Origin of the sequence: Bordetella avium (genome assembly GCF_034424645.1) — a bacterium.
Lineage (GTDB): Bacteria > Pseudomonadota > Gammaproteobacteria > Burkholderiales > Burkholderiaceae_B > Bordetella > Bordetella avium.
Genome location: NZ_CP139969.1, coordinates 1487907 through 1501067, shown reverse-complemented (window position 1 = coordinate 1501067; position 13161 = coordinate 1487907). Strand labels below are relative to the sequence as shown.

Here is a 13161-nt window from a genome sequence, read left to right as displayed (position 1 = left end):
GGCTTGCTCCGCATGCTTGCAGGCCGACAAAACCTTGTAATCTATCGCAAGCCTGGCTGCCCGGCAAATGAGGGCTGCTCTGTCCCCCCACGCAGTGGACGCCCAGCAACATCGCTAAAGTCTGATGCGCTATCATGGGACGCGTATACCGGAGTGTTTATTGAAGCTGCATACCGACTCTACGACGGCCCTCAATACCGTCACCGCTTACGGTGAAGGCTATATTGAGGTCAATCTGGCAAGATTTTCCCACGCGGTCGCCTTTGGCCCTGAAGGCGACATCACCGAATGGCCGGTGCGCACACCGGCCGACATCTCGTCCGTGCGCCTACAAGAGGCGGCCCGCCTGGTCGCCGGCAAGCGCGACCCGCTGGCCTTTCTGGACGAGCCGGAAACGCCCGCTTTACAGCGCTCGGCCGATACGCCTGAAGTGCTCATTGTCGGCACCGGGCTCAAGCAAAGGCTGCTGCCTCAAGAAGTATTGCGCCCCCTGTTGATGGCCGGCGTGGGTGTCGAGGTCATGGATACGCAGGCCGCCGCGCGCACCTACAATATTTTGATGGCCGAAGGCCGGCGTGTAGTCGTCGCCCTGCTGCCCACAGACGGAGATTCCCCCGCATGACTGCACTTATCGGCAAACCCGCCCCGCAATTCACCGCGGAAAGCACCATCGGCCCGATCGATCTGGAGCAATGCCAGGGCCGCGCCGTCGTGCTGTATTTCTACCCCAAGGACAACACGCCGGGCTGCACCACCGAAAGCCAGGACTTCCGTGATCTCCATGCGGATTTTCTGGCCGCCAGTACGATTGTGATCGGAATTTCGCGCGACTCGCTCAAGTCACACGAGAACTTCAAAACCAAGTACCAGCTTCCCTTCCCTCTGATCTCCGACGCCGACGAAACCGTATGCAATCTGTACGGTGTCATCAAGCAGAAGACGATGTATGGCAAACAGGTGCGCGGCATCGAACGCAGCACCTTTCTCATCGATGCCTATGGGGTTCTGGTGCAGGAATGGCGGGGGCTGAAAGTGCCCGGCCATGCCAAGGAAGTGCTCCAGGCCGCAAAAAGCATCGGTTGATCCTCGGACAACCGATTCAGATACCGGCTCACACAGGAGATTGACCTTTATGCCGCTTCCGAAGATGCCTAGCCGTCCGGCAGCCATTCTGAGCTTCCCCGCAGACGAAGACGCCCCGCGCCAAAACAGCGCGCAGCTGCAACCGGAACTCGAGGGAATCAGCCCAGCCCCCACTCCCGCGCTGGCCAAAGCGCCTAACATCAAGCCCGCCACGCCACCCAAGCCGGCCGAGGCCAGCGCCAAGCCTGCGGCGCCCAAGGCCTCTCGCGGCGCCAAAACAGCGGCGCCACGCCGGGGGAAGGCTGCCGCGCAAGCCGAGCACAAACTCTTTGTGCTGGACACCAACGTTTTGCTGCATGACCCCTCGTCGCTGTTCCGCTTTGAAGAACACGACATCTTCCTGCCCATGATGACGCTGGAAGAACTGGATCATCAGAAGAAGGGCATGTCGGAAGTGGCGCGCAATGCGCGCCAGGTCAGCCGTTCGCTGGATTCCCTGGTGCAGGACACGACACAGCTCGACGAGGGCATTCCTCTGAGCAAGCTGGGCAACAAGGACGCCGTGGGCCGGTTGATGCTGCAAACGACGGCTATCCACAGCACCCTGCCCTCCGACCTGCCTATGGGCAAGGCCGACAACCAGATCCTGGGCGTGGTGCGCGCACTGGCCGAAAAGTATCCGCAGCGCGAAGTAGTGCTGGTGTCCAAGGACATCAATATGCGTCTGAAGGCGCGCGCGCTGGGCCTGGCCGCCGAAGACTATTACAACGACCATGTCCTTGAGGACACGGACCTGATGTATTCGGGCGTCATGGCGCTGCCCGACGACTTCTGGAACCGCCATGGCAAGGATGTCGAATCCTGGCAGCAAGGCGGCACCACCTTCTACCGCATCCGCGGTCCGCTCTGCGCCCAGTTCGTAGTCAATCAGTTCGTCTACTTTGAAGGCCAGATGCCGCTCTACGCGCAGGTGCGCGAAGTCAGCGGCAAGACGGCCGTGCTGGCGACGCTGCGCGACTACACCCACGGCAAGAATAATGTGTGGGGCATCACCGCCCGCAACCGCGAACAGAATTTCGCGCTCAATCTGCTGATGAACCCGGAGTGCGACTTCGTCTCGCTGCTCGGCCAAGCCGGCACGGGTAAAACGCTGCTCGCCCTGGCTGCCGGCATCACTCAGGTGCTCGAAACCAAGCGCTACACCGAGATCATCATGACCCGCGTCACGGTTCCGGTCGGCGAAGACATCGGCTTTCTGCCCGGCACGGAGGAAGAAAAAATGCTGCCCTGGATGGGCGCGCTCGAAGACAACCTCGACGTGCTCAATATGGGCGATGGCAAAGGCGGCGCTGATTGGGGCCGGGCCGCCACGATGGAGTTGATCCGTTCGCGCATCAAAGTGAAGTCGCTGAACTTTATGCGCGGCCGCACTTTCCTGAATAAATATCTCATCATCGACGAGGCGCAAAACCTGACGCCCAAGCAGATGAAAACCCTGGTCACCCGCGCCGGCCCTGGCACTAAGGTGGTCTGCCTGGGGAATATCGCCCAGATCGACACACCCTATCTCACCGAAGGCAGCTCGGGCCTGACCTTTGTGGTTGACCGCTTCAAAGGCTGGCCACATTCCGGCCACGTGACACTGCAACGCGGCGAGCGTTCGCGACTTGCCGATTACGCCGGCGACGTGCTCTGAACGCCTCCTAGCAAGCTCCAGGCCCTGCCCAAGCAGGGCCTTTTTTCATCGCGGGCCGGACAACAAGCCCCCTTGCAAACCGCGCAGAAGAAACTGGCGCCCAGTCGCGGTGTAGCATGGCGGCTTGGCCTATCTTTCCTATCCTTCCCCATGATTGTTCCCCTTGGCTTCACCATGGGCGATGCTGCAGGCATCGGCCCGGAAATCATCGTCAAAGCCTTCGCAGCAGGCCTGAGAGCCCCCGCCATCGTCTTTGGGGATTACGGCTGGATGCAGGCCGCAGCGCAGCGCTGGGGCACGGCGCTGAAGGTGCGGCGCATCGAAGACCCTCGCGAGGCAAGCGGCCTGCCCGGCAGGATCGAAGTCGTACAGGCCGGCGCGCCACTGCCCGCAGATTTGCCCATGGGGCGCGTCAGCGCACAGGCCGGTCAAGGTGCTTACGACTATCTATGCCAGGCGATAGACGCCGCCATGGCAGGCAAGATCCGCGCCATCGTGACCGCGCCGCTGAACAAGCACTCTATGCATTTGGCCGATATCGATCAGCCGGGCCACACTGAAATTCTGGCTCAACGCTCGGGCACCGAGCACTACGCCATGATGTTGGCCAATGACGAGCTGCGCGTGCTGCTTGCGACCATTCATATTGCGCTGAGCGAGGTGCCCGCCCGCATTACCCCCGAGGCAGAGTTGCGCGCTATCCGGCTGGCCGAGCGTGCCTGTCGGCAGATGGGTATTACGCAGCCTCGTGTGGCGGTCGCCGGCCTCAACCCGCATGCAGGCGAAGACGGCAAGTTCGGCCGCGAAGACCTAGACATCATTGCGCCGGCCATCGCGCAGGCCCGGGCCGAGGGCATCGATGCCTCGGGCCCCTGGCCGGGCGATACGATTTTCATGCGCGCACGACGTGGCGAGTTCGACATCGTCGTAGCGCAGTATCACGATCAGGGACTCATCCCGGTCAAGTATTTGGGCATTGATCATGGCGTCAACGTTACGGTAGGCCTGCCTTTCGTACGCACCAGCGTCGATCATGGCACGGCCTTCGATATAGCCGGCCAAGGCATCGCAGACGCCCGCTCCTTGGTCGCCGCCTTTGATCTGGCCGTGGCCATGACCTGACATTTCACTGACCAAACCTCGCCGAAAACAGCGATTTAGTCCGACTACAATAAGCCCGCCTTTCGTTTCCCACTCTCTCCAACACCATGCGTTTTCTGCCTGATCGCTTTACCCTGTTGCTGATCACAACCGTCATCATCGCAAGTCTGCTGCCTGCCCATGGGCAGGGCATGCAGACTTTCGAATGGATCACGAATATCGCGATCGCGCTCTTATTCTTTCTGCATGGTGCGCGTTTGTCGCGCGACGCCATCGTGGCCGGCATCACTCATTGGCGTTTGCACCTGACCATTTTTTCGGCCACCTTCATCATGTTCCCGATTCTGGGTTTGATTCTGCGGCCGGTGCTGGAGCCGCTGGTCACGCCCGAACTCTATCTGGGCATCCTCTTCCTGTGCTGCCTGCCGGCCACCGTGCAATCCTCGATCGCCTTCACCTCGATGGCGCGCGGCAACGTACCCGCCGCAGTGTGCAGCGCCTCGGCATCCAGCCTGCTGGGTATTTTCATTACGCCTTTGCTGGTGGGGATTGTCGTGGTCAGCACTGCAGCGGCGCCCATTTCCTTTGATGCCGTGGGCAAGATCATGCTGCAATTGCTGCTGCCCTTCGTACTCGGTCAGGTGCTGCGGCCCTGGATTGGCGCCTGGGTGCATCGCCGCAAGGCGCTCCTGAAATGGGTGGACCAGGGCTCGATCCTGCTCGTGGTCTATACCGCGTTCTCCGAGGCTGTCAACGAAGGTCTGTGGCACAACACGCCCATCCCGGCGCTGGTGGGCCTCTTGTGCGCCTGCATACTGATTCTGGCGCTGGCGCTTGGCGGCTCACAACTGCTGGGCAAAGTGTTCAAGTTTGATGTCGAAGACCGCATCACGCTGCTGTTCTGCGGCTCCAAGAAGAGCCTGGCCAGCGGCATCCCGATGGCCCAGGTGATCTTCGCAGGCCAGGCAGTCGGGGCCATCGTGCTACCCCTGATGCTCTTTCACCAGATCCAATTGATGGTTTGCGCCGTGCTGGCCGCGCGTTATGCGCGTCGGCCCGAGTAAAGTTCTGCTGCAAACGAAAAACCCAGGCTAGGCCTGGGTTTTTTGAGGTAACGCTCAGTACTGCGGCGCGGACGTGAAGTTGAGAAAACGCGTGCTCATGCCCTGGAAAGTCAGGCGCACCGTACCGATAGGGCCGTTACGCTGCTTACCGATAATGATCTCGGCCGTACCCTTGTCAGGGGAATCGGGGTTGTAGACTTCGTCGCGATAGATGAAGAGAATGACGTCGGCGTCCTGTTCGATAGCGCCCGACTCGCGCAAATCGCTCATCACAGGACGCTTGTTGGGACGCTGCTCCAGACTGCGGTTGAGCTGAGACAAGGCAATCAGCGGGCAATTCAACTCTTTGGCGAGCCCCTTGAGCGAACGGCTGATTTCCGACACTTCGGTGGCGCGGTTCTCGCCCGCCGAACTGGCCGACATCAACTGAATATAGTCGATGATGATCAGGCCAAGCTGCCCGCACTGCCGCGCCAAGCGCCGAGCCCGGGCGCGGACCTCCATCGCAGACAACGCCGGGGTCTCGTCGATATAGACCTGAGCCTCCTGCATGAGCTGCACGGCATGCGTCACACGCGGCCAGTCCTCGGCAATCAGTTTTCCCGTGCGCATGCGATGCTGATCCAACATCCCCACCGAACCCAGCATACGCATGGCAAGCTGCACCGCGCCCATTTCCATCGAAAACACCGCCACAGGCAGGCCCTGCTCGATGGCCACATGCTCACCGATGTTCATCGAGAACGAGGTTTTACCCATCGAGGGCCGGCCGGCCACGATGACCAGATCGCCCGGCTGCAGCCCGGAGGTCATCTTGTCGAGGTCGGTGAAACCCGTGGGCACCCCCGTCACATCGGATTCCGATTCGCGGTGATAAAGCTCGTCGATGCGTTCGACCACCTGGGTGAGCAGCGGCTGAATCTCCTGAAAGCCCCCCGACCCGCGGGCGCCTTCCTGGGCGATCTTGAATACTTTGGACTCCGCCTCGTCGAGCAGCTGTCGCGCTTCCTTGCCCTGCGGGTTCAGGGCAGCGGCCGAAATTTCGTCAGCGATCGTCACCAGCTTGCGCAGGGTGGCGCGCTCGGCCACGATTTCAGCGTAACGCCGGATATTCGCCGCTGACGGTGTGTTGTGCGCCAGCGCATTCAGATAGGCCAGCCCCCCCACTTCTTCGGACTTGCCAGCGCTGACCAAAGACTCGTTGACCGTGATCACGTCCGCCGGACGCGCCAAACCAATCAGGCGGGCGATATGCTGCCAGATAATACGGTGGTCATGGCGATAGAAGTCCTCTTCGCCCAGCACGTCGGCAATGCGGTCCCAGGCGGCATTATCCAGCAGCAGGCCGCCTAGCACAGATTGCTCGGCCTCGATGGAATGCGGCGGTACGCGCAGGTATTCGAGCTGGGAGTCGGCAGGAGTATTCATTGCTGTACTAACCTCAGAATATCGGCCACCTGGAAAAAAGTGCGCACATCGCGCCACGGCAGTTTGCCGGCCAGGGGATTCAAGACCCGCGCCAAACCACAAACCACACGCGCCAGACGTCGCAGAGCAGCGCGCACAGCCGGGTCCGGGTTGATCTCGAAATACACGTCTAGGATCAGTTTACCTATGACCGGCACCTCTTCGCGCGGTATCTTGCGCAAAGCGACAATCGAACTAATGGTTTGAAAGACATCGTAGGCCTGTGTCAATGGCAAGGACAAGGCGGCGCCGATGTTTTCTTCGAAATCGATACGCCACAAGCAGCCTTCGCGCAGCGTGACATTGCGCACCTGCGCCCCGCCATGCCATAAACCCCGCTGATGGAAGCGGGCCAAGTCTTCGGCCAGCCTGCGGATCAGATCCAGACGTTCGGCTGTATCGACGCGACGCAGAAAATACGGCAAATCATCACCGACATGCTCCAGCACCAGCAAACCGGGCTGCTGCCACCACACCTCGGGAACACGGCAACCCGCCTGCAGCAAATGGCGCAGACGCTCCGCTTCATAGGCCAGACCATTACGCAGCAAAATACCGGGACGGGGAAACTCGCCCAGAGATATTTTGCAAGCCAGGGCAAGCAGCAAGGCGCGCAGATAGCGCAGCACATAACTGATGCCGCGTCCGAGACCGGGCTCACGACGCTTGATGACGCAGTGCTCGCCGCCTATGACGACCTCTTTCACCGATTTCACCGCCGCCGCCTCGGGGCTGTCCAGCCATGCCCTCAAGCCAGGCGGCGCTTTGTGATGTAACGGCGTTTGTGTCACGCAATCCCTCGGTATCTATTTTCGGTGCGCATCTAGGCGCAAACCAGGCCGAATCTTAAAGAAAAAAGCCGGCACAGCAGGCCGGCTTTTTTCATGTAGCGGCTTGAACCGGTTAGTTCATTTCGCCTTCAACGAGCACCGTCACATCAACCAGCACGTCAGCGTGCAGGCCAACTTGAATCGGGAACTCGCCAACCGTCTTGAGCTGGCCGTTCGGCAGGCGAACCTGCGACTTCTCGACACCTTCGAAACCGGCGGTACGCAGGCCTTCGGCGATGTCAGCGTTAGTGACCGAGCCGAACAGACGGCCATCGACACCCGCCTTCTGGGCGACCTTCAGCTGATAGCCATTCAGGCGCTCGCCCAGAGCTTGGGCAGCGGCCAGCTTCTCGGCCTGGATCTTTTCCAGTTCGACACGGCGGGCTTCGAATTCCTTCAGCGCGGCGTCGGTCGCGCGGCGGGCCTTTTTCTGGGGGATCAGGAAGTTGCGGGCGTAACCATCACGCACACGAACGACTTCACCGAGGTTGCCCAGGTTGGAAACTTTTTCGAGCAGGATAACTTGCATGACGTTGCCCCGGATTAGTTGTGGTTGTCGGTGTAGGGCAGCAGAGCCAGGAAGCGCGCGCGCTTGATGGCGGAGTCCAGCTGACGCTGGTAGATTGCCCGGGTGCCGGTCAAACGAGCCGGAATGATCTTGCCGTTTTCTTGCACGAAATCGCGCAGGGTGTCGAGATCCTTGTAGTCGATCTCTTCAACGCCGGCGGCGGTGAAGCGGCAGAACTTGCGGCGCTTGAACAGCGGGTTCTGCTGCGTAAACTTGCGTTTTTCTTTGCGTTTTCCGAAGAAAGCCATGATATGTGCCTCTATGTTGTGTGGGACCGATCCATGTCATCCATGAACCTGCCGCCGAAATCTGTGCTTGGATCAGAGCAGCGCTTGCGTCCTCAGGCAAGGACGGGATCGCTGCCGGTGCTGCCGCCCGTTTTCCGGGCACGCTGCAAATGCAGCTTCAGCTTTACCGAGTCTTTGCGGGCCGGAGCCAGAAAGCCCTCCACCTGCATCTCGGTACCCAGCGCAACACCCGCCAGCATCTGCGCCAGATCGCCCAGCGCAACCGCAGTGATCGTCAGTTCTACGCGGCGGGGATGCCCCGCCTCGATGACTTCGGACCCATGGCCAAGGAGCATTTCCAAGGCCGCCACTCCTGCCGGAGTGTGCCGCAGCGGTTCGCATTCAAGAACGCGGACGCTGAGGTGCAGTTGATTCATGCCAGAATGATTTGCGCGATAACGGCAGCTGCCGTGTCTGAACCGTTTCTACTTACTCGGCCTGCACGGCAGCGGCTTCAGCCGACGCCTTGCGGGCTTCTTCACGCTCGACCGACTTCATCATGATCGAAGCGCCGACCGGGGCCTTCTTGGTCTTGATGACCAAGTGGCGCAGCACGGCGTCGTTGTAGCGGAAGGAATGTTCGAGTTCGTCCAGGGTGGCCTGGTTGCACTCGATGTTCATGCAAACATAGTGCGCCTTGACCAGCTTCTGGATCGGGTAGGCCAGTTGACGGCGGCCCCAGTCTTCCAGGCGATGCACCGCACCGTTTTGACCGGTGACAAGCGATTGGTAGCGCTCGACCATGGCGGGCACCTGCTCGCTTTGGTCGGGGTGAACAATAAACACTACTTCGTAGTGACGCATGTATTACTCCTTGTGGATGTCTTGCGCGAGGAACATGTAAAACCTACGCGAAGGGTCAGCCCGCCATCGAAATGGAGCGAGCAAGAAAGCCCTCGATTATCGCCCAAGGAGCTGATATATGCAAGTTTTGCGACAGCAGCGCTCAAGCTGAGCACATAGACGGCGCCAGCAAGACGCCAAATAAAACGGCCGCAGCAGGTGCTGCGGCCGTCTCGCTAGCAATCAGAACGCTCAGCCTTCCACCACCGCGTAAGCGGAATGGTTGTGGATGGACTCGAAGTTTTCGGCCTCGACACAGAAGCGCGCCACAGAGGGATGCGCCTTCAGGCGGGCGGCGACATCACGCACCAAATCCTCGACGAACTTGGGGTTGTCGTAAGCGCGTTCGGTGACGTATTTTTCGTCGGGGCGCTTGAGCAGCCCCCACAACTCGCAGGAGCCCTCATCTTCGACCAGACGGATGATGGCGTCCATGGCCACATCCCCTTCCATCACGGCGGACACGGTGACGTGCGAACGCTGATTGTGCGCGCCGTACTCGGAGATGGCCTTGGAACACGGGCACAGGCTGGTCACGGGCACCTGCACACGCAGCTCGAACTCGACCTCGTCGCCAGCGGCGCGCGCCGTCCAGATGACTTCATAGTCAAGCAGGCTTTGCACGCCGGACACGGGCGCCGACTTATTGATGAAATAAGGGAAGGCGGCAGTCAGGTCGCCACGCTCGGCGTGCAGCAGCGGCAGCATCTCGCGCGCCATCTGCGAAAACAGGGCCGGGGTCATCGGTGTCGCGCGATACTTTTCAAGCAGCGCCACGAAGCGGGACATGTGCGTACCCTTTTCTTCAGCCGGCAGTGCGACGGTGAGGGTCCAGTTGGCTACCGTAGCCTGCGCAGAACCGTCGCCGGCCACGACCAGCATAGGATGACGCACGCCACGTATGCCCACACGCTGAATCTGGATGTGACGCGTGTCAGCCGAGCTCTGGACGTCGGGCATCACGATGGCAGGATCGATCGGGGAATTCATTTCGCTTACCTATCAGAGGATGGGATACAGCCAACCCTGGAATTAAGAACCGGGCAGCCATTATCTATCAAACGGTGGGACCGGGCCGCTAAGACCCTGTTAAGCTCATGCCACCCGGATGGGACAGATCGTTCCATCCGGGAAAGCATTCAGCCCAGCAAAGACGAAAAGCGCTCACGCACCGAACGCTCGATACCCGCCGCATCCAGGCCCACGCCGGCCAGCAGCGCCGCCTGGTCTCCATGATCAATGAATACATCGGGCAAGCCGAGCTGCAGCACCGGCAGCGTCAGGCCCGCCATATTCAGCGCCTCGGTCACGGCGCTGCCCGCCCCCCCCATGACGGCCGCATCTTCGAGCGTAACCAGGGCCTCATGAGTGGCGGCCAGCTCACGCAGCAGCTCGACATCCAGCGGTTTGACGAAACGCATGTCAGCCACCGTGGCATCGAGTTTTTCGGCAGCGGCCAGGGCCGCCGGCACCAAGGTGCCAAAACCCATGATGGCGATGCGCGCGCCACGGCGGCGCACCACGCCCTTGCCCAGGGGAACCGTATCAAGACCGGCAGACACGGCGGCACCACAGCCCGCGCCGCGCGGATAGCGCACCGAGGCCGGCCCCGGATAGGCGTAACAGGTTGAGAGCAACAAACGGGTTTCGTTTTCGTCGGAGGGCGTAGCAATGACCATATTGGGCACGCAACGCAGGAAAGCGATGTCATAGTTGCCCGCATGGGTGGCGCCGTCCGCGCCCACCAGCCCGGCGCGGTCCAGCGCGAAGGTGACGTCCAGATTTTGCAGCGCGACATCATGCACCACCTGATCGTAGCCGCGTTGCAGGAAGGTGGAGTAGATGGCCACCACGGGTTTCTGGCCCTCGCAAGCCAGGCCAGCCGCAAAGGTGACAGCGTGCTGCTCGGCAATGCCGACATCGAAATAACGCTTGGGAAAACGCTGCTCGAACTCGACCAGGCCACTCCCCTCGCGCATGGCGGGCGTGATGCCCACTAGTCGCGGATCGGCCTCGGCCTGGTCGCAAAGCCATGCACCGAAAACCTGAGTGAAAGTGCGTTTCGCCGGGGTTTTGGCTGCCTGAATGCCCACGGCAGGGTCGAATTTGCCAGGACCGTGATACAGCACCGGATCCACCTCAGCCAGCTTATAGCCCCGCCCCTTGCGAGTCACGACGTGCAAAAACTGCAAACCCTGCAAGGTCTTGAGGTTTTGCAGCGTGGGGATCAAGGCGTCGAGATCGTGGCCATCGATAGGCCCGACGTAGTTGAAGCCGAACTCTTCGAACATCGTCGCCGAGGTGATCATGCCCTTGGCATGCTCCTCGAAGCGACGGGCAAGCTCCAGCACGGGCGGCACATGCTGCAGGACGGCCTTGCCCATATTCTTGGCCGCCGCGTAAAAACGGCCCGACATCAAACGGGCCAGATAGCGATTCAGGGCGCCGACCGGCGGCGAGATCGACATATCGTTGTCATTCAAAATGACCAAGAGATTGATGTCGGAGGTGACGCCCGCATTGTTCATGGCCTCGAAAGCCATGCCTGCGGACATCGCTCCGTCACCGATCACGGCGATATGCTGTCGCGCCACGCCAGCATTGCGCGATGCCACGGCCATACCTAAAGCGGCGGAAATAGAGGTCGACGAGTGGGCTGTGCCGAAATCGTCGTACTCGGATTCGCTACGCTTGGGAAAACCGGAGATCCCGCCTTCCTGGCGCAGCGTGGCCATTCTGTCACGACGGCCGGTCAGAATTTTGTGCGGATAGGTTTGATGGCCGACGTCCCAGACAATGCGGTCATGGGGCGTATCGAAAACGTAATGCAGCGCCAGGGTAAGCTCGACCGTACCCAGATTGGACGACAAGTGCCCCCCCGTCTTGGAGACCGATTCGAGCACGAAAGCCCGCAGCTCATCCGCGATAGGCTTGAGATCGCGCCTGTCCAGCTTACGCAGGTCGGCCGGCGAATGGATACGGTCCAGATGTTCTGTCGTCATTTGAAACTTACGTTAGTTAGGCTGCGCACCGCGCATGGGTAATCAACGGTCACGCAACACGATAAAGTCCGCCAGCTGAGCCAGCCGCGCGCCCGAATCGCCCAATGGCCCCAGCGCCTGATGCGCGGCCAGACGCAGCTCTTCGGCCAGTTCGCGCGCAGGCTCCAGGCCCAGCAGCGAGACATAAGTAGGCTTGTTTTCAACCGCGTCCTTGCCCGCCGTCTTGCCCAGACTGGCGCTGTCGGCGGTCACATCGAGGATATCGTCCACAACCTGGAAGGCTAATCCCACCGCCTGCGCGTAGGCGTCCAGCGCCTGCCGAACGGCGGAGCTTGCACCGGCCACGACCCCGCCCAAGGTAACGCTGGCAGCCAGCATGGCGCCCGTTTTCATGCTGTGCATGGTCTGCAGCTCATCGCGAGTAAGCCGCTTGCCCACGCTGTGCAGATCGATGGCCTGCCCCCCCGCCATGCCCAGGCTGCCCGCCGCACGAGCCAAGACCTGAGTAGCCTGAACCACGAGCGCCGGCGCGATCGGCATGCCCGCCAGCAATTCGAAAGCCAAGGGTTGCAGCGCATCGCCCGCCAGCATAGCTGTGGCCTCGTCGAACTGCACATGCGTCGTCGGGCGCCCACGCCGAAGCGTGTCGTCATCCATGCACGGAAGATCATCGTGCACCAGCGAGTAAGCATGGATCAGTTCGACGGCAGCTGCCGCGCGATCCATTGAGGCCTCGATGGCCAACAAACTGCTGTTGACGGGACAAGCCTGGCCCGCCGCATAGACCAGGGCGGCGCGCACGCGCTTGCCCCCGCCCAGGACGGCATAGCGCATCGCCTCGTGCAAGCGGGCAGGCGCGATGTCGGCCGCAGGCATCAAGGTTTCAAGAACCTGCTCGATATGTAGCGCGCGATCATGGAGCCAGTCCGCGCAAGCGATAGGGGGTTGCTTCATGCCTGTATTTATTCTTCGTCCAGAGCGCCTGCCTGCATGGGACGCAGTAATTCGCCCTCCAGCACCTTGACCTGTTGCTCGGCCTCAGAGAGACGGTCCTGGCAGACCCGGGTGAGCTCGACACCGCGTCGATAAGCCGCCAGGGATTGTTCAAGCGGCAGCGAGCCATTTTCCATGGCCTGCACCAGCGTCTCCAATTCGGCTAACGCGGTTTCGAAATCTTGAGGCAAGGGAGTTGAGGCCAAGCAGGTCTCCAAGGCGCAGAA

Annotated in this window: 15 protein-coding genes; 5 read left to right on the top strand and 10 right to left on the bottom strand. The window is 61.0% G+C overall.

Translation table 11 applies throughout. The annotated features are described in order from the left end of the window. Window positions 1-160: 160 nt before the first annotated feature. From U0029_RS07240 to U0029_RS07220, 5 genes are all read left to right on the top strand, one after another. Window positions 161-622 carry an Mth938-like domain-containing protein gene (locus U0029_RS07240; protein ID WP_012417827.1) on the top strand — a complete coding sequence of 154 codons (462 nt, stop codon included), beginning with the start codon at window positions 161-163 and terminating at the stop codon, window positions 620-622. Further along, on the top strand, window positions 619-1083 hold the full coding sequence (locus U0029_RS07235) for a peroxiredoxin (RefSeq protein WP_012417828.1): 465 nt from the start codon (window positions 619-621) through the stop codon (window positions 1081-1083). The genes U0029_RS07240 and U0029_RS07235 overlap by 4 nt, the downstream gene beginning before the upstream one ends. Before the next feature lie 49 nt (window positions 1084-1132). After that, entirely contained in the window at window positions 1133-2779 is a 1647-nt protein-coding gene (locus U0029_RS07230) for a PhoH family protein (RefSeq protein WP_114852766.1), read from the top strand. A 150-nt stretch (window positions 2780-2929) separates the two neighbouring features. Beyond that, window positions 2930-3901: a 4-hydroxythreonine-4-phosphate dehydrogenase PdxA gene (gene pdxA / locus U0029_RS07225; protein ID WP_012417830.1), complete on the top strand. Its 972-nt coding sequence runs from the start codon at window positions 2930-2932 to the stop codon at window positions 3899-3901. An 86-nt stretch (window positions 3902-3987) separates the two neighbouring features. After that, window positions 3988-4944 (top strand): bile acid:sodium symporter family protein, encoded by a 957-nt coding sequence (locus tag U0029_RS07220; RefSeq protein ID WP_012417831.1) that lies wholly within the window; start codon window positions 3988-3990, stop codon window positions 4942-4944. A 54-nt stretch (window positions 4945-4998) separates the two neighbouring features. Here the strand turns inward: U0029_RS07220 and U0029_RS07215 are convergent, their stop codons facing one another. From U0029_RS07215 to U0029_RS07170, 10 genes are all read right to left on the bottom strand, one after another. Then, complete coding sequence (locus tag U0029_RS07215) at window positions 4999-6372, bottom strand: replicative DNA helicase (RefSeq protein ID WP_012417832.1); 1374 nt, start codon at window positions 6370-6372, stop codon at window positions 4999-5001. Further along, window positions 6369-7202, bottom strand: coding sequence for a BUD32 family EKC/KEOPS complex subunit (locus U0029_RS07210; protein ID WP_039051944.1), 834 nt, complete (start codon window positions 7200-7202; stop codon window positions 6369-6371). Before U0029_RS07210 ends, U0029_RS07215 begins: the two co-directional genes overlap by 4 nt. Before the next feature lie 112 nt (window positions 7203-7314). After that, window positions 7315-7770 (bottom strand): 50S ribosomal protein L9, encoded by a 456-nt coding sequence (gene rplI, locus U0029_RS07205; RefSeq protein WP_012417834.1) that lies wholly within the window; start codon window positions 7768-7770, stop codon window positions 7315-7317. A gap of 14 nt (window positions 7771-7784) precedes the next feature. Next, the gene (gene rpsR / locus U0029_RS07200; protein ID WP_005012641.1) at window positions 7785-8057 is read right to left on the bottom strand and encodes a 30S ribosomal protein S18; all 273 of its coding nucleotides are present in this window, start codon (window positions 8055-8057) and stop codon (window positions 7785-7787) included. Between the two features lie 92 nt (window positions 8058-8149). After that, entirely contained in the window at window positions 8150-8473 is a 324-nt protein-coding gene (gene priB / locus U0029_RS07195) for a primosomal replication protein N (protein WP_012417835.1), read from the bottom strand. 52 nt (window positions 8474-8525) lie between these two features. Then, complete coding sequence (gene rpsF, locus U0029_RS07190; RefSeq protein ID WP_012417836.1) at window positions 8526-8900, bottom strand: 30S ribosomal protein S6; 375 nt, start codon at window positions 8898-8900, stop codon at window positions 8526-8528. A 231-nt stretch (window positions 8901-9131) separates the two neighbouring features. Then, window positions 9132-9929, bottom strand: coding sequence for a GTP cyclohydrolase FolE2 (folE2, locus tag U0029_RS07185; RefSeq protein WP_012417837.1), 798 nt, complete (start codon window positions 9927-9929; stop codon window positions 9132-9134). A gap of 149 nt (window positions 9930-10078) precedes the next feature. Further along, complete coding sequence (dxs, locus tag U0029_RS07180; protein ID WP_114852765.1) at window positions 10079-11941, bottom strand: 1-deoxy-D-xylulose-5-phosphate synthase; 1863 nt, start codon at window positions 11939-11941, stop codon at window positions 10079-10081. A gap of 42 nt (window positions 11942-11983) precedes the next feature. Beyond that, window positions 11984-12895: a polyprenyl synthetase family protein gene (locus U0029_RS07175; RefSeq protein WP_012417839.1), complete on the bottom strand. Its 912-nt coding sequence runs from the start codon at window positions 12893-12895 to the stop codon at window positions 11984-11986. Window positions 12896-12903: 8 nt separating this feature from the next. Continuing rightward, window positions 12904-13140, bottom strand: a complete 237-nt coding sequence (locus U0029_RS07170) for an exodeoxyribonuclease VII small subunit (protein ID WP_012417840.1) — start codon at window positions 13138-13140, stop codon at window positions 12904-12906. Window positions 13141-13161: the final 21 nt, after the last annotated feature.